The sequence below is a fragment of the Caulobacter sp. GW822-FHT07D08 genome, assembly GCF_058798735.1.
Window position 1 is genome coordinate 446898 of record NZ_JBXAKU010000002.1, and the last position, 15745, is coordinate 462642.

General features: G+C 68.2%; 16 protein-coding genes. 13 read left to right on the forward strand and 3 right to left on the reverse strand.

Annotated elements, in window-relative coordinates; all coding sequences use genetic code 11:
- Nucleotides 1-273: 273 nt before the first annotated feature.
- Nucleotides 274-2064, forward strand: coding sequence for a M3 family oligoendopeptidase (locus tag AC1RJ9_RS05960; RefSeq protein ID WP_492836822.1), 1791 nt, complete (start codon nucleotides 274-276; stop codon nucleotides 2062-2064).
- Nucleotides 2065-2173: 109 nt separating this feature from the next.
- Nucleotides 2174-3541, forward strand: coding sequence for an ABC1 kinase family protein (locus AC1RJ9_RS05965; RefSeq protein WP_492836823.1), 1368 nt, complete (start codon nucleotides 2174-2176; stop codon nucleotides 3539-3541).
- Nucleotides 3542-3696: 155 nt separating this feature from the next.
- Here the strand turns inward: AC1RJ9_RS05965 and AC1RJ9_RS05970 are convergent, their stop codons facing one another.
- Together AC1RJ9_RS05970 and AC1RJ9_RS05975 are read right to left on the reverse strand one after the other, a co-directional pair.
- Entirely contained in the window at nucleotides 3697-4284 is a 588-nt protein-coding gene (locus tag AC1RJ9_RS05970) for a hypothetical protein (RefSeq protein ID WP_492836824.1), read from the reverse strand.
- Nucleotides 4274-4783 carry an RNA polymerase sigma factor gene (locus tag AC1RJ9_RS05975; protein WP_492836927.1) on the reverse strand — a complete coding sequence of 170 codons (510 nt, stop codon included), beginning with the start codon at nucleotides 4781-4783 and terminating at the stop codon, nucleotides 4274-4276. Before AC1RJ9_RS05975 ends, AC1RJ9_RS05970 begins: the two co-directional genes overlap by 11 nt.
- Nucleotides 4784-4886: 103 nt before the next feature.
- Here AC1RJ9_RS05975 and AC1RJ9_RS05980 point away from each other — a divergent pair, with 103 nt between their 5' ends.
- The 7 genes from AC1RJ9_RS05980 (at nucleotide 4887) to AC1RJ9_RS06010 (ending at nucleotide 10641) form a co-directional block, all read left to right on the forward strand.
- Nucleotides 4887-5366, forward strand: coding sequence for a PaaI family thioesterase (locus tag AC1RJ9_RS05980; protein WP_492836825.1), 480 nt, complete (start codon nucleotides 4887-4889; stop codon nucleotides 5364-5366).
- Nucleotides 5359-6282: an alpha/beta fold hydrolase gene (locus AC1RJ9_RS05985; RefSeq protein WP_492836826.1), complete on the forward strand. Its 924-nt coding sequence runs from the start codon at nucleotides 5359-5361 to the stop codon at nucleotides 6280-6282. Before AC1RJ9_RS05980 ends, AC1RJ9_RS05985 begins: the two co-directional genes overlap by 8 nt.
- A 56-nt stretch (nucleotides 6283-6338) precedes the next feature.
- Complete coding sequence (locus tag AC1RJ9_RS05990) at nucleotides 6339-7274, forward strand: glycosyltransferase family 9 protein (protein WP_492836827.1); 936 nt, start codon at nucleotides 6339-6341, stop codon at nucleotides 7272-7274.
- A 64-nt stretch (nucleotides 7275-7338) separates the two neighbouring features.
- Nucleotides 7339-7569, forward strand: a complete 231-nt coding sequence (locus AC1RJ9_RS05995) for an aa3-type cytochrome c oxidase subunit IV (RefSeq protein WP_492836828.1) — start codon at nucleotides 7339-7341, stop codon at nucleotides 7567-7569.
- 118 nt (nucleotides 7570-7687) lie between these two features.
- Nucleotides 7688-8830 carry a Re/Si-specific NAD(P)(+) transhydrogenase subunit alpha gene (locus AC1RJ9_RS06000; protein ID WP_492836829.1) on the forward strand — a complete coding sequence of 381 codons (1143 nt, stop codon included), beginning with the start codon at nucleotides 7688-7690 and terminating at the stop codon, nucleotides 8828-8830.
- A gap of 25 nt (nucleotides 8831-8855) precedes the next feature.
- Nucleotides 8856-9191: a proton-translocating transhydrogenase family protein gene (locus AC1RJ9_RS06005; RefSeq protein ID WP_099581343.1), complete on the forward strand. Its 336-nt coding sequence runs from the start codon at nucleotides 8856-8858 to the stop codon at nucleotides 9189-9191.
- Nucleotides 9192-9219: 28 nt separating this feature from the next.
- Entirely contained in the window at nucleotides 9220-10641 is a 1422-nt protein-coding gene (locus AC1RJ9_RS06010; protein ID WP_492836830.1) for an NAD(P)(+) transhydrogenase (Re/Si-specific) subunit beta, read from the forward strand.
- 141 nt (nucleotides 10642-10782) lie between these two features.
- On the opposite strand, the gene AC1RJ9_RS06015 is transcribed toward AC1RJ9_RS06010, so the two are convergent.
- Nucleotides 10783-11133 (reverse strand): UrcA family protein, encoded by a 351-nt coding sequence (locus tag AC1RJ9_RS06015; protein WP_492836831.1) that lies wholly within the window; start codon nucleotides 11131-11133, stop codon nucleotides 10783-10785.
- A gap of 347 nt (nucleotides 11134-11480) precedes the next feature.
- On the opposite strand from AC1RJ9_RS06015, the gene AC1RJ9_RS06020 reads away from it, so the two are divergent.
- The 4 genes from AC1RJ9_RS06020 (at nucleotide 11481) to AC1RJ9_RS06035 (ending at nucleotide 15742) form a co-directional block, all read left to right on the forward strand.
- Entirely contained in the window at nucleotides 11481-12290 is an 810-nt protein-coding gene (locus tag AC1RJ9_RS06020; RefSeq protein WP_492836832.1) for a M23 family metallopeptidase, read from the forward strand.
- 112 nt (nucleotides 12291-12402) lie between these two features.
- Nucleotides 12403-13359, forward strand: coding sequence for an alpha/beta fold hydrolase (locus AC1RJ9_RS06025; RefSeq protein WP_492836833.1), 957 nt, complete (start codon nucleotides 12403-12405; stop codon nucleotides 13357-13359).
- Between the two features lie 38 nt (nucleotides 13360-13397).
- Nucleotides 13398-14315, forward strand: a complete 918-nt coding sequence (locus AC1RJ9_RS06030) for an ABC transporter ATP-binding protein (protein ID WP_492836834.1) — start codon at nucleotides 13398-13400, stop codon at nucleotides 14313-14315.
- Nucleotides 14312-15742 carry an ABC transporter permease gene (locus AC1RJ9_RS06035; protein WP_492836835.1) on the forward strand — a complete coding sequence of 477 codons (1431 nt, stop codon included), beginning with the start codon at nucleotides 14312-14314 and terminating at the stop codon, nucleotides 15740-15742. Before AC1RJ9_RS06030 ends, AC1RJ9_RS06035 begins: the two co-directional genes overlap by 4 nt.
- Nucleotides 15743-15745: the final 3 nt, after the last annotated feature.

A 15745-nucleotide genomic window follows, 5' to 3' on the forward strand; every position in this document is an offset into this window, starting at 1 on the left:
CACATGGAGCAAGGCTCTTGTTGGTTCAGAGTGATACAGGCCGCGGGTAAACACCGGCTTTCGCAGACATGTCGCGGAGCTTAAGGTTTAGCGTTAACAGGACCTTACCTGGGGAGGGGCGTGCGTACGCCAATCTGCTGCTATCGAGACCGACGAACTGGCGGGGCTTCTGCGGCGGGCCTGGCGGATCGTGGCGCCCAAGGCGATCCAGAAACGCCATCCGTCGATCTGACGCATTGCGCCCCTTGGGGGCGGAGGCCTATCTGCTAGCCCATGAACGCGCCCTTCAAGCCCGACACCCCGCCCGAATGGAACCTGGCCGATCTCTATGTCGGCCGCGACGATCCCCGGATCGAGACCGACCTCGCCGCCGCCAAGGCCGCCAATGACGAACTCGCCTCGCTGGAGGGGATGTTCCTGGAGGCTCGCAAGGAGCCGGCGCGCCTGGGCGTGCTGCTGGATCGCGGGATCACGCTCTACGAGCAGGCCACCAACGGCCTGTGGAGCGTCGGAGCCTATGCCGGTCTGGAAGCCGCCGTCGCCCGCGATGACCCGGCCTGGGCCAAGTTCGAGGCCGACCTGCGGGCCCGCTCGTCCCAGATCGCCGCCGAGAGCCTGTTCTTCACGCTGGAGCTGAATCAGCTGGAAGACGGCGAGATCGCCAAGGCGCTTGAAGCTCATCCGCTGAGCGCCCGCTGGGCGCCGTGGCTGCGCCGCGTGCGCCTTTCGCGGCCGCACGAGCTGTCGCCGGAGCTGGAGCGCTTCATCGTCGACAAGAGCCCGGCTGTCGCCAACTGGGTGCGGCTGTGGGACGAAACCCTTGCCAAGCTGACCGCGACCGCCGGCGACGAAACCCTGACCCTGCCCGAGACGCTGAACCGCCTTTCGGATCCCGACGTCGCGCGGCGCAAGGCCGCCGCCGACGGCCTGGCCAAGGCGCTGGAAGAGCGCGCCTCGACCCAGGCCCTGGCGCTGAACACCCTGGCCTTCGAGAAACAGGTCGAGGACCGCTGGCGTCGCTACGACAGCCCGGCTCAGTCGCGTCACCTGGCCAACGAGGTCGACGGCGACGCGGTCGACGCCCTGGAGCAGGCGGTGGTCGAGGCCTATCCGCGCCTGTCGCACCGCTACTACGCCCTGAAGGCCAAGGTCATGGGCCGCGACAGCCTGGACTACTGGGACCGCAACGCCCCGCTGACCGCCGCCGCCCCGCGCGCCTACGCCTGGGACGAAGCCAAGGGCATGGTGCTGGAGAGCTTCCAGGACCTGGCGCCGAAGTTCGCCGACGCCGCGCGGGTGTTCTTCGACAGGCCGTGGATCGACGCTCGTCCGCGTCCGGGCAAGCAGTCCGGCGCCTTCGCCCATCCGGTCACCGCCGACCGCCATCCGTTCGTGTTCATGAACTATATGGGCGAGCGGCGCGACGTGCTGACCCTGGCCCACGAACTGGGCCACGCCGTCCACCAGACCCTGTGCCAGCCGCTGGGCACCCTGCTGGCCGATACGCCCCTGACCCTGGCCGAGACGGCCTCGATCTTCGGCGAGGGCCTGGTCTTCGACCGCCTGCTGGCCGAGGCGAGCCCCGAGGACCGCAAGGGCCTGCTGGCTGGCAAGATCGAGGACGGCCTCAACACGGTGGTCCGCCAGATCGCCTTCCACCGCTTCGAGCGCCGCTTCCACGAGGCCCGCCAGGAGGGCGAGCTGTCGCCCGACCAGATCGGCGGTCTGTGGCTCGAGGTGATGGGCGAGAGCCTGGGCCCGGCCGTGAAGCTGAACGAAGGCTACGAGCACTACTGGGCCTATGTCAGCCACTTCTGCCACGCGCCGTTCTACGTCTACGCCTATGCGTTCGGGGATCTCCTGGTGCGCGGGCTGATGGAGAAGCGCCGCGAGGATCCGGCCAAATTCGCGCCCCTGTACGAGGATCTGCTCGCGGCGGGCGGCACGCGCACCTATGTCGAGGCGCTGAAGCCCTTCGGGTTGAACCCCAGGGACAAGGCGTTCTGGGCGGCCGGCTGCGCGCAGCTGGAGCGGCTGGTGGACGAGTTCGAACGGCTCGTCTGACGCCCTGCGTTCGCCCTCGTCCTTCGACAAGCTCAGGATGAGGGCGAAGAACTTCCGGGGTGCGTCCGTCACCTCATGCTGAGCCTGTCGAAGCACGAGGTGACGCGGCATGGCTGACGATCGTAACGACCCCGCCAAAGACCCGGAGCGCGACCGCCTCTCCGGCCGGCTCTCCCGCTTCGCCAAGGTGGGCGCTGGGCTCTCGGGCGCGGCCGTGTCCTATGGCGCCAACCGCGTCTTCGCCGGCGACGACGCCAACGCTCGCAACGCCAAGGCGCTGAAGGCGGCGCTGGGCGGGCTGAAAGGGCCGCTGATGAAGGCGGCCCAGATGTTCGCCACGGTGCCGGACCTGTTGCCGCCCGAGTTCGCCAAGGAGTTCGCCGAGCTCCAGACCAACGCGCCCGCCATGGGCTGGCCGTTCGTGCGCCGGCGCATGGCGGCCGAGCTGGGACCCGACTGGCAATCCAGGTTCGCGACCTTCGAGCACGAGGCCGCGGCCGCCGCCTCGCTGGGCCAGGTGCACCGCGCCACGACCCATGACGGCCGGGCCATCGCCGTGAAGCTGCAATATCCCGACATGCAGAGCGCGGTCGAAAGCGACCTGGGTCAGCTGCGCGCCCTGATCGGCATCTTCAAGCGCATGGACGGCTCGATCGACCCGTCCGAAATGATCGTCGAGATCGGCGATCGCCTGCGCGAGGAGTTGGACTACGGGCGCGAGGCCAGGATGATGTCGGTGTACGGCGAGTTCTTCGCCGATCGCGAGAGCATCCGCACGCCGACGCCGGTTCCGGAGCTGTCGACCGGCCGTCTGCTGTCGATGACCTGGCTGGACGGCCAGGGCCTGCTGGCGTTCAAGAGCGCCCCGCAGGAAACCCGCGACCGCATCGCCGCCCTGCTGTTCGAGGCGTGGTGGAGCCCGATGACCCATCTCGGGATCATCCATGGCGACCCGCACCTGGGGAACTACAGCTTCGGCGGTGACGAGGCGGCGCACCTGAACCTGCTCGATTTCGGATGCATCCGTGTCTTCCCGCCGACCTTCGTGGCCGGGGTGGTGCGGCTCTATCGCGCGCTCTCGAACGACGACCGCGCCGAGCAGGTCGAGGCCTATCGCACCTGGGGCTTCCAGGGGCTGACCGACGAGCTGGTCGACACACTCAACGTCTGGGCCCGCTTCATCTACGGCCCGCTGCTGGACGACCGGGTCCGCACCGTCGCCGACGACGTTCCGCCCGGCGAGTACGGCCGCCGCGAGGCCTTCAAGGTGCGCCAGGCCCTGAAGGCGGTGGGCGGGATCACCATCCCGCGCGAATTCGTGTTCATGGACCGCGCGGCGATCGGCCTGGGCGCGGCCTTCCTGCACCTGGGCGCCAGCCACAACTGGCGGGCGCTGTTCGAGGCGTCGCTGGAGGGCTTCTCGGAGGCGGGCGTCGCCGAGCGGCAGGCGAAGGCGCTGGCGGCGGCGGGGCTGTAAAATCCCCGTCGTTTGAAATCTCCGTCTTCCCGGCGAAGGCCGGGACCCAGATCCCAAGACGCTTTGGCTGATTGGAAGAGCGCGGCGTTCCTGGAACCCGGCTCAGCGTTCTTCCACCTGGGCCCCGGCCTTCGCCGGGGAGAACGGAATTGGGGTTATTCATACTCCCCCAGCAACGCCTCCAGCCGCCGCTGCTCGGGCTTCATCACCCAGTAGAACCGCAGGGTGTTCCAGCCGAAGCTGGCCACCAGCGCGCCGCCGCACAGGGCCAGGGCCTGCATCCCCGCCGCGCTGTCCATCTTGCCGTCGCGCTGCAGGCGCTCGATGGCGAACCACATGGGCAGGATGAACACCGGGGCCATCATCCAGAACACGTGGTAGTTCCGCCGCGCCGCCTGGTTGCGGGCCAGGAGGCCGGCCAGGGTGTCGCGCATCGGCTGGCCGGTGTCGCGGGTGCGGGCCCGCAAGCCGTTCCAGAACACCGCGATCATCACGATCCAGCAGACGCCCAGCATCGCCATGCCGGCCCAGCCATGAAAGTCCTCGCCGCCGCGCAGCACGGCCGCGCCGGCGATGAGCGTGAACACGGCCAGGGCCGTGAACGGGACGGCGCTCAGCAGGAATTCCGTCCTGCGGCGGGTCTTCAGGGTGTTCATCAGCTCCTCCATCAGTCGGGCCTGCTGCTCTTCGGAGGGGCGGTTGGCCTCTGACCGCCAGACCTGTTCGAGGCGCTCAAAGTCCATCGGCGTCCTCCTTCACTTGGGTCGAGAGACGTTGGCGCAGGCGGGTCAGTCGCGCGCCGACATTGCTCTCCGTCAGCCCGTGCAGCCGGGCGATCTCGCCATAGGCCACGCCGTCCAGCGACAGCAGGATCAGCGAGCGCTCGACCGGCGCCAGGGTGCGGATGGCCGCGTAGAGCCGCTCCAGCAGCGGGCCTTGCGGATCATCGCCCGCGTCGCGGATCAGCAACTCGGCCTCGATCGACGCGCCGCGCAGGCGTCGCCGAGTCTCACCCCGCCGCCAGGTGAGGGCGGCGTTGTGGGCCACCCGATGCGCGAAGGTGCCGGCCGCGCTCTGCTCCCGGAAGCTCGGGCGCGCCTTCCACAGCGCCACCGTCAGTTCCTGCAGCAGGTCGTGCTGGTCGCAGGGTTCGGCGAACGCCCGCGCCGTCCGGTGCAGCATCGGCAGATGCGGCGCCAGCCAGTCGGCGAAGTCCTCGTCGATGTCGTGGTCGCTCGCCATCCCCTTGGCCATCCGTCTCCCCGTTTCGAGAGGTTAGATGCCGGTCGCGGCCTCGTCCTTACGGAAGGCTTTTCTTTTTTCAAACGCTCGTTAGCCTGACGGCATGTCCGACGACCTGACAGACGCCCAGACCGCCGCGATCCCCGACGGGTTCTCCCAGCTGAACTGGTCTCGCGGCTTCGGCCGTCAGATCGGGCCGCTGTTCGAGCATAGCGAAGGCCCCGGCCAGGCGCGCCTGGCGTTCCGGGTCGAGGAGCACCACACCAACGGCCTGGGCAATTGCCACGGCGGCATGCTGATGAGCTTCGCCGACATGGCCTGGGGCCGGATCATCTCGCTGCAGAAGTCCTACAGCTGGGTCACCGTGCGGCTGATGTGCGACTTCCTCTCGGGCGCCAAGCTGGGCGACTGGGTGGAGGGCGAGGGCGAGCTGATCGGCGAGGAGGACCTGCTGTTCACCGTGCGCGGTCGCATCTGGGCCGGCGACCGGACCCTGATCACCGGTACTGGCGTCTTCAAGGCGCTGAGCCCGCGCAAGCCGCGTCCGGGCGAACTGGCCTATACGGAAGGCGCCGATGGCTGACGATCAAACCTCGCCGGTCTCGCTGCTGGCCCCCTTCCACGGGGAGCCGCCGCCGGCTCCGGCCTGGTTCAAGGGCGCCATCGCCCAAGCCCCGGAGCGTTCGACCATCGCCGTCGAAGGCGCGAACATCGAGCTTCTGACCTGGGGCGAGATCGGCAAGCCGGGCCTGCTGTTCCTGCACGGCAACGGCGCCCACGCCGACTGGTGGAGCTTCATCGCGCCATTCTTCGCCCAGGATTGGCGGGTGGCGGCGATCTCATGGTCGGGCATGGGCGAGAGCGACTGGCGCGAGGCCTACAGCGCCGAACTGTTCGCGACCGAAATCTTCGCCGCCGTCGACGCCGCTGGCCTCGAGGCTGGCGGCGTCAAGCCGATCGTGGTCGGCCACTCTTTCGGCGGCTTTCCGACCCTCTATTGCGCCGCGCGCCATCCCGAGCGCCTGCGCGGAGCGATCATGGCCGACAGCAGCATCCAGCCGCCGGAAAAGCGCTGGAAGGGCCCGCCGCCGCGTTCCGGGCAGGGCAGCCGTGTCTACGCCACGCTGGAAGAGGGGCTGAATCGCTTTCGCCTGGCCCCGCCGCAGCCGTGCGAGAACCTCTACATCGCCGACTTCATCGCCCGTCGCTCGCTGAAGGCGGTGGAGGGCGGCTGGACCTGGAAGTTCGATCCGGATCTCTGGCACAATTTCCGGATGCCCGATCTTGGGCAGCTTCTGCCCCAGATCGCTTGTCCTGCGGCCCTGATGTGGGGCGAGCGATCTAACCTGATGCATGCGGAGACGCTCGACTATATGGTGGCGCAAATGCCCAAGGACGTGCTGCTTCTCCCGCTGCCCGACGCCGATCATCACGTGATGATCGACCAGCCCCTGGCCTTCGTGGTCGGGCTCCGTGGACTATTGGCGAACTGGTCCTGAGCGAGGCGCCGGGGCCCGTTCTCGTCTATGCGCCCGATCGCGGGATCGGCGATCTGATGTGGCATTTGCCGACGATCCGGGCGATCGCGGCGACAACCCCCGAGGGGCAGGTCGTGCTGGTCGCGCGACCGTCCAGTCGCGCCGCCGAGGTCCTGACCGTCGAGCCCAGCGTCGCACGCGTGCTGTACGCCCCCCACTACAAGGGCAGGCTGAAGGGCGTGCGCGAAGTCATCGACTTCTATCGCATCTGCCGCGCCGAGAGGCCGCGCGCGGTGTGGATCCTGGAGAAGATCGACCGCCCCGCCATCGCCGCCGCCCTGGCCGGCGTGCCCGAGCGACGAGGCTTCGGTCTGGGTCACGGTCAGGAGACATTCCTGACCACGGGGCCGTACCTGCCCAGGTCGATGCGCCCCGCCCACCGGATCGACAAGCTCAACGCCTTCGAGGAGGCTCACGGCCTGGTCGTCGACAGTCGGGAGCCGGAGCTGAGGCTGGATCCCGAGGCCCTGGCGGCCGTGAAGACCAGGTACGCCGACAAGCCTGGTCCCTGGCTGACCCTGGGCATTGGCGCCAGCGAGCCCGCGCGCACCTGGCCGGCCGAGAGGTTCGCCCAGACGGCGTCGCGGCTCTCGGACCTTTTCGGCACGGTGTTCTGGGTTGGAGGCCCGCATGAGGCGCAGGTCGCCCAGGCCGCGATCGGCGATCTGCCCGGCAATGTCGTGGCCTGCGACCTGACGCTGGACAAGTCCGCGGCCCTGATCGCGCTGTCGGCCGGGTTCCTGGGTAACGACTCGGGCGCGCTGAACGTGGCCGCCGCCGTCGGCACGCCGTGCGTGGGGCTGATGGGCACGGCGCCGGTGCCGGCCTATTCCCGCTGGCTCTCGCGGCTGGACGGCGGCGAGGGGCGAATCTCCGATATCACGGTCGACCAGGCTGTCGACGCGGTGCGCACTCGCTTCGTATCGGAAGCCTGGGACAATACGCACGCTTGAGCCTTAGGCCTCCGCGTTGTATCGGGCGGGCTCGGTATTCTCCCTTTGCTTCCAAGGACGACACATGGCCGGCGACTATCACCGCGGTGAGATGGACATTCACGAACAAGCCGCGACCTTCGCGGCGTTCAACAACATGATCAAGTGGGGCTCGCTGGCCGTCGCCACCCTGCTGCTGTTCATCACCCTGTTGTTCTGCACGGCCGCTGGCTTCTTCGGTAGCGCTATCGCCGCCGGCGTGCTGCTGGCCGCGGGAATCTTCTTCCTTCGCGACAAGCCTGCCTCGGCCCACTGACACCGGTGGACATCGGCATATTTTCTCCCTGAGCTGCGTCTTCAGCCTCGACAAGAGGCAAGACTATCCCCTACAGAGCGCCGCATGCTGCTGAGCAAACAGCGCTCTGGGGAGGGGTATGCCGATGGCCGTCATTGCCGTCACGAAAGAGACCCGCGCGAACGAAACGCGGGTCGCGGCCACGCCTGAAACCGTCAAGAAGCTCGGCGCCGCCGGCTTCTCGGTGGTGGTCCAGGCGGGGGCGGGGACGGCCGCGTCCTATCCGGACGCCGACTACGAGGCCGCCGGCGCCAAGATCGCCAAGACGGCCGTCGAGGCCCTCAAGGACGCCGACGTGCTGTTCAAGGTGCGCGCGCCCGAGGCCGCCGAGATCGCGGCCCTGAAGAGCGGGGCCATCGTCGCCGCCGCGCTCAACCCCTACCAGGACAAGGAAACGCTGGACGCCCTGGCCAAGGCCGGCGCGACGGCGATCGCCATGGAGTTCATCCCGCGCATCACCCGCGCGCAGGTGATGGACATGCTGTCGTCTCAGGCCAACCTCGCCGGCTATCGCGCCGTGATCGAGGGCGCCGAGGCCTACGGCAAGGCCCTGCCGATGATGATGACCGCCGCCGGCACCGTCGCCGCGGCCAAGGTGTTCATCATGGGCGTGGGCGTCGCCGGCCTGCAGGCCATCGCCACGGCCCGTCGCCTGGGCGCGGTGGTCACCGCCACCGACGTGCGTCCGGCCACCAAGGAGCAGGTCGAAAGCCTGGGCGCCAAGTTCCTGGCCGTCGAGGACGAGGAGTTCAAGAACGCCCAGACCGCCGGCGGCTACGCCAAGGAGATGTCCAAGGAATACCAGGCCAAGCAGGCCGAACTGGTTTCCGCCCACATCGCCAAGCAGGACATCGTCATCACCACGGCCCTGATCCCGGGGCGTCCGGCGCCCAAGCTGGTCAGCGCCGCCCAGGTGGCGTCGATGCGCGCGGGCTCGATCCTGGTCGACCTGGCCATCGAGCAGGGCGGCAATGTCGAGGGCGCGAAGCTGAACGAGACGGTGATCACCGCCAACGGCGCCAAGATCCTCGGTCACGCCAACCTGCCGGGCCGCATCGCCACCGACGCCAGCGCGCTCTACGCCCGCAACCTGATGGCCCTTGCGACCCTGTTCATGACGAAGGAGGGCGCCTTCGCCCCCAACTTCGAGGACGAGATCCTGCAGGCCGCCGTCGTCACCCGCGGCGGCGCGATCGTCCATCCGAATTTGAAGACCGCCTAACCTCAGAATCGAAAGGGAGGCTCCCATGGAAGCCGTCGACCCCACCGTGTTCCGTCTGGCGATCTTCGTGCTCGCCATCTTCGTCGGCTACTACGTCGTCTGGAGCGTGACGCCCGCGCTGCATACGCCGCTGATGGCCGTCACCAACGCCATTTCGTCGGTGATCATCGTTGGCGCCCTGCTGGCCGCCGCGGCCCATGGCGCCAATAGCGACCTGGCCGGCGGCGCCGTCGCCGGCTCGACCTGGATCTCCAAGGGGGCCGGCACGCTCGCCGCGGCCTTCGCGGCGGTCAACATCTTCGGCGGCTTCTTGGTCACCCAGCGCATGCTGGCGATGTACAAGAAGAAAGAGAAGAAGTGAGCAAGCGAGAGCAGGGGGAAATAGAACAATGAACGCCAATCTCGCCGCCATTCTCTACATCGTCTCGGGGGTGCTGTTCATCCTCGCGCTGCGTGGCCTCTCCAGCCCCGTGACCAGCCAGGCGGGCAACCGTAACGGCATGATCGGCATGGCCATCGCCGTCGGCACCACCCTGGCCACCCTGTGGAGTCAGGGCGCGCTGGACGTCGTAACCCTGGGCCTGATCCTGGGCGGCGTCGCCGTCGGGGGCGCGGTCGGGGCGGTCATCGCCCGCAAGGTCGCCATGACCTCGATGCCGCAACTGGTCGCCGCCTTCCACTCGCTGGTCGGCATGGCCGCCTGCCTCGTGGCCGTGGCCGCCATCTATACGCCCGCCGCTTACGGCATCGTGGGCGAGGACGGACACATCCACCTCAACAGCCTGATCGAGCTGTCGCTGGGCCTGGCTATCGGCGCCATCACCTTCACCGGCTCGGTCATCGCCTTCGCCAAGCTGAACGGCAACATGGGCGGCGCGCCGATCCTGCTGCCGGCCCGCCACCTGCTGAACATCGCCATCGCCGCGGCCATCGTGGGCCTGGTCGTGGTGCTGGTGATCAGTGGCGGTTCGGCCATCTGGGCCTTCTGGGGCATCTTCGCCCTCAGCCTGCTGATCGGCGTCACCCTGATCATCCCGATCGGCGGCGCGGACATGCCGGTCGTCGTGTCGATGCTGAACAGCTATTCCGGCTGGGCGGCGGCGGCGCTCGGCTTCACGCTCGAGAACACCACCCTGATCATCACCGGCGCGCTCGTTGGGTCGTCGGGCGCGATCCTGTCCTACATCATGTGCAAGGGCATGAACCGCTCGTTCGTGTCGGTGATCCTGGGCGGCTTCGGCGCCGACGCTTCGGCGGCCGCCGGTCCCGGCGGCAAGGTCGAGAGCCGGCCCGTCAAGCAGGGCAGCGCCGACGACGCGGCTTTCATCATGAAGAACGCCAGCAAGGTGATCATCGTCCCGGGCTACGGCATGGCCGTCTCCCAGGCCCAGCACGCCCTGCGCGAAATGGCCGACAAGCTGAAGGAAGAGGGCGTCGAGGTGAAGTACGCCATCCACCCCGTCGCCGGCCGGATGCCTGGCCACATGAACGTGCTGCTGGCCGAGGCCAATGTCCCCTATGACGAGGTTTTCGAACTGGAGGACATCAACAGCGAGTTCTCGACGGCCGATGTGGCCTTCGTGATCGGCGCCAACGACGTCACCAACCCGGCCGCCAAGACCGACCCGACCAGCGCCATCTTCGGCATGCCGATCCTGGACGTCGAGAAGGCCCGCACCGTCCTCTTCGTCAAGCGCGGCATGGCCTCGGGCTATGCCGGCGTCGAGAACGAGCTGTTCTTCCGAGACAACACGATGATGCTGTTCGGCGACGCCAAGAAGATGGTCGAAGGCATCGTGAAGGGGCTGTAGGGCTCCTCACCGCTGGAAACGACGAAGGCCCCGGTGGTGACGCTGGGGCCTTTTCGTGCGCCGCGCTGAACAAAGGCCCCAGGGTTTACCTGAGGCCTCTGTCGCGGGGCGTGGGGGGAGTTTTGGGGTAGGCTTTCTCGATCACTTGGCGGCGACCTCGATCGCTTCGCCGCGGGCGGCGACCTTCAGGTTGGCGCGCTGGGCGGTCGGCAGCTGGCGGTCGACTTCGCGCTGAAAGGCGACGACGCAGCCGCGGTAGGTCATGCCGCTCAGGTCGCCGGAGCGCAGCTTGGCGCGGCACATGTCTTCGCTGGCGGCGTCGACGCGGGCCTTGAAGATCTTGGCTTGGCTCGGATTGACCAGGTTCAGGTCGCCATAGGCGACGCGAGCGACGCGCTCGGCGGCGTTGGCGGCTTGGGTCAGGCCCAGCACCGGCACGGCGGCGAGGCTCAGGCTGGCGACGGTGGTCAGGCTCATGATGAACTTGCGCATTTGAAGTATCCCTCTGGCTGGGCGCTATTCCCTGCGCCGATGAATACTGTCTATTCTCGAGAGTTCGCGAAGTCCCGTTACGTCTCATTCATGACGTGCAATTAAAGAAGTGTCCTGGTTTTAATGAAATGAAGTTTCCGTAATATTTGACGATTACATGACACCTGTTGATCGATCGTCGATGCGACCTTGGCGGCATAGTTAGCGAATGGTTAAGCTGCGCCCTGTTTTCGCCCCATGCGACATCCATACACCCCGCCAATTCACTGTTCCGAAAGGTCAAGCATGAGAGCTAGACGCGCGCGGCGCGGTCCTCTCCTTGACCGAATGTCCGAGAGGAAAGCGGTTTGATCCCCAAGAGCCTGGCTGTTCAGTCTCCCCACGCACGCGTCGCCTTCTTCGCCATGCTGGGCGTCGCGGCGATGGCGGGGGCGCTGAACGGCGCGGTGGCGCTGGGTGAGTGGGTCGCCCACGCGACCCCTGTCTCTCGCCCGACGCCCGCCATTGTTCCGACCGAGCCCGTCGCCGAAAAAGAGGCCGAGCCCACCGCGCCGCCGCCCGCCTATCAGTTCGACGCGCCGCTGCCTGGTCGGGGGGTCAATTCGCCGTTCGGCCTGCGCCAGCTGCCCTGGGAAGAGAACGGCCGCCTGCATCAGGGCGTCGATATCGCCGCCCCCAGCGGCGCGGCGGTCAAGGTCGCCGCCGATGGCGTGGTCAAGGCCACGGGTGTTTCGCCCACCTACGGCCGCTATGTCCAGGTGATGCACAAGGGCGGGCTGACCACGATGTACGCCCACCTCGCCGGACCGGCCAAGGGCGTCAAGCGCGGCGTCTATCTGCGTCGTGGCGCGACGGTGGCCTATGTCGGCAATTCGGGCCGTTCGACCGGTTCGCACCTGCACTTCGAGATCCGCGACGGCGACAAGGCCCTGAACCCCAGCTTCTTCCTGGGCCGCAGCTTCGCCGAGGCCGACGACCTGCCGCTGAAGGCCGCCAGCCGGGTGTCCAGGAAGGTTCGCCTGGCGACGGTCTCGAAATGGCCGAAAGGCGTGGCTCGGACCGGCAAGGACGGGATCACCGTCACCCGCGTGAAGGGCGGCCGCGTGCGCGCCACGATCCCGGTGGTCGACGGCTCGATCCCCAGCGTGGCCGGCTAGAGCGCAGAGCGCTCCAGGTTTCGGACGCAATCCGAAGCGGACAGACTCTAAAACTCCGCTCAGAGAGCGCCACGTTCTCGACGCGTCACAAAGCGTTACTACATTGAACGCCATGATCCAGTTTCTCGGCCGTGGCGTCGCGGGCTTCGTGCTCCTGCTCTTGTCCTATATCGCCGTCGGCGGGCTGATGAGCGCCTCTGGGGCGCCCAAGCCGCGCGGCCAGTTGGTCGAGATCGAGCCGGGGCGCAAGCTGCGGCTGGTCTGCGAGGGTCCCCGAAGCGACCGCCCGGTAGTCTGGCTGGAGGCCGGGGCTTTCGGCTTCGCCGCCGACTGGGGCGCCGCGCAAGAGGCCCTGACCGCCGCCGGCTGGCGCTCTTGCGCCTATGACCGCGCCGGCATGGGCTATTCGCCGAAGGGCCCCAACCCGCGCGACGGCATCGCCATCGTCACCGACTTCGAGAAGCTGGTCGCCGCCTCGGACGAGCCTGGTCCCTACATCCTGGTCGGTCACTCGATGGCCGGCCTGCGCCTGCGCCAATATGCCGGCCGCAATCCCGACAAGGTCGCCGGGCTCGTGCTGATCGACGCCGCTACGCCCGAGGCCGCCCAGAACCCACGCATGAAGGGCTTCATCAAGGCCTTCGCCAGCATCTCCAAATGGGCCGCGCGCGGCGCTTCGATCGGCCTCTACAAGCCGCTGGTGCACACCCGCCTGGGCGACAAGATCGACCTGCCCCCAGCCGCCAGGGCCGAGAAGGGCTGGGCCTTCGCCAATGGCCGCCACAACCGCACCTCCGCCGAGGAGGTCGGACTGTGGCATGAGGCCTCGCAGCAGGCCGGCGAGCAGCCGGCCTATGATCCGAAGTGGCCGGTCGCCGTGCTGACCGCCGGGCCTGTGAAGGGGCGTGAGAGCTGGAAGGACCTGCAGGCCGCCCCGGCCCGCGCCTCCCAGCATGGCATGATCGACCACGTCGAGACCGCCACCCACACCCTGCTGATCGGCCGCCGCTTCGCCGACCATATCGTCCGGGCCGTCGCCTTCGTGGCCGACGCTCGCCAGAAGGGCTGATACAACTTCCAGGAAGTCGATTCGGGGAGGTCGTCATCATGGTCAGCGCCGTCAACCTGGAGGGCGTCAGCAAGACCTATGACGATTTCCACGCCGTCCGGGACGTCAGTTTCGAAGTCCCCTCCGGCCGGATCACCGGTTTCCTGGGCCCCAACGGCGCGGGCAAGACCTCGACCATCCGCATGATCCTGGGCCTGTTGCCGGTCAGCGCGGGCGAGATCACGGTGCTGGGCGCCAGAGACGCCACCAAGGTCCACGAGCGGATCGGCTTCCTCCCCGAGGAGCGCGGCCTCTACAAGCGCATGACCCCGATCGATGCGATCGCCTTCTTCGCGGGGCTGAAGGGCGTGCCGGAGGCCGAGGGCCGCAGGCGGGCCAAGGCGATGCTGGAGGCGCAGGGCCTGGGCTTCGCGATGAAGCGGCCGATCAAGGACCTGTCAAAGGGCATGGCCCAGAAGGTCCAGCTGATCTCGGCCCTGGCCCACGAGCCCGAACTGGTGGTGCTGGACGAGCCGTTCTCGGGCCTCGATCCCGTCAACCAGCAGGCCCTGGAGACGATGATCCGCGAGATCGCCGCGCGCGGGGCCACGGTGCTGTTCTCCACCCACGTGATGCAGCACGCCGAGCGGCTGTGCGACAAGGTCGTGCTGATGGCGCGCGGGCGGAAGGTGTTCGATGGCGACGTCGCCACGGCCCGCTGCGCCGCGCCTCGAGCCCTGGTGCTGGAGGGCGATCTGCTGGCCGAGCAGGTCATGGCCTTGCCGGGCCTGGGCGCGGTGACCTCCGAGCCGCTGCCGGACGGCGGTTGGCGACACGTGGCCGTGCTGCCGGAGACGAGCGCCGGTCAGGACGCCCTGAAGGCCGCCTTCGCCCGGGATCTGGCCCTGCGCCGGTTCGAGCTCAAGGAGCCCAGCCTGCACGACGCCTTCATCGTCCTGACCGGAGACCAGGCATGAGCCGCCTGCTGAGGATCGCCCGCCGGGAATACCTGGCCTATGTCCGCACCATTGGCTTCTGGCTGTCGATCGTGGCGCTGCCGCTGGTCATCGGCGTCAGCGCCACCGCGCCGTTGATGATGATGAAGACCGCCAAGCCCGAGCGGCTGGCGATCGTCGACCTGACGGGTCAGAATCTGGGGCCCGCCGTCGCCAGGGCGGTGGTCGAGGACCAGAACCGCGCTTCGGCCCGGGCCCTCCGCGCGGCGGCCCTGTCGGCGGCTGGTCCCAAGGCCCAGGAGGCGGTCGGCAAGGCCCAGGCCAAGGGCGGCGAGGCGGCGGGGCGGGAGGCCCTGGCGGGCTTTAATCCGGCCGCCGCGGCGCGTTTCAAGCCGCCGCGCGCCAAGGTGATCATCCTGCCGGCGTCTCCCGAGGCCCAAGCCGCCGCGACGCCGCGTGAGGCGGGCCTGGTCGCGCGTCGCGACGTGGCCGACAATCGCCTCGATTCGGTGCTGATCCTCAGCGGTCGCGACGACGCCATCGTCATGGACCTGTGGAGCCGCAACCTGGGCGCCCCGGTGCTGGAGAACGACCTGCGCCAGGCCGTGGGCGGCCTCATGCGCGAGCGCGCCCTGGCTCGCGCCGGCGTCTCGGCCCAGGTTCTGAAGGCCGCGGACGGCCTCAAGCCCGCCTTCAACAGCCTGTCGCCCAAGGCCGCTTCGGGCGAGAAGGTCAGTCTGCGCGACCGCTTGCCGGCCATTGTCGGCTTCGCGGCCGGGATGCTGCTGTGGTCGATGGTCCTGACCGGGGCCAGCATCCTGCTCAACAGCGTGATCGAGGAAAAGTCGTCCAAGATTCTCGAGGTGCTGCTGTCATCGGCCTCCGTGCCCGAGATCATGGGCGGCAAGATCCTGGGGGTGGCGGGCCTGACCCTGACCGTCCTGGGCATCTGGGCCATGGTTGGCTGGCTGGCCCTGATCAACTTCGCTCCCGGCCTGGCCGGAGACCTCGCGGCCGTGCTGCTGGGCAAGGGGCTGGTGTTCTATTTCGGCGCCTATCTGGTCGGCGGCTATCTGATGTACGCGGCGCTGTTCGCCGGCATCGGGGCCTTTTGCGAGAGCCAGCGCGACGCCCAGACCCTGCTGGGGCCGATCATGATGGTGATGACCATCCCGGTGGTGTTCATGAGCCAGGCGATCCGCTCGCCCGACGCGCCTATTCTCGGCGCCCTGTCCTGGTTTCCGCCCTTCACGCCGTTCCTGATGCCGGCGCGCATCGCCAGCGATCCGCCGCTGGTCCAGGTGGTCGGAACCACGGTGCTGATGGCCGTGACCGTGGCGGCGATCATCGCCTTCTCGACCCGCGCCTTCCATGTGGGGGCTCTGGCGACGGGGAAGGTGAACCTGAAGACCCTGGTGGGCCTGATCGTCAGGAAGCAGGCGGGGTAGGGA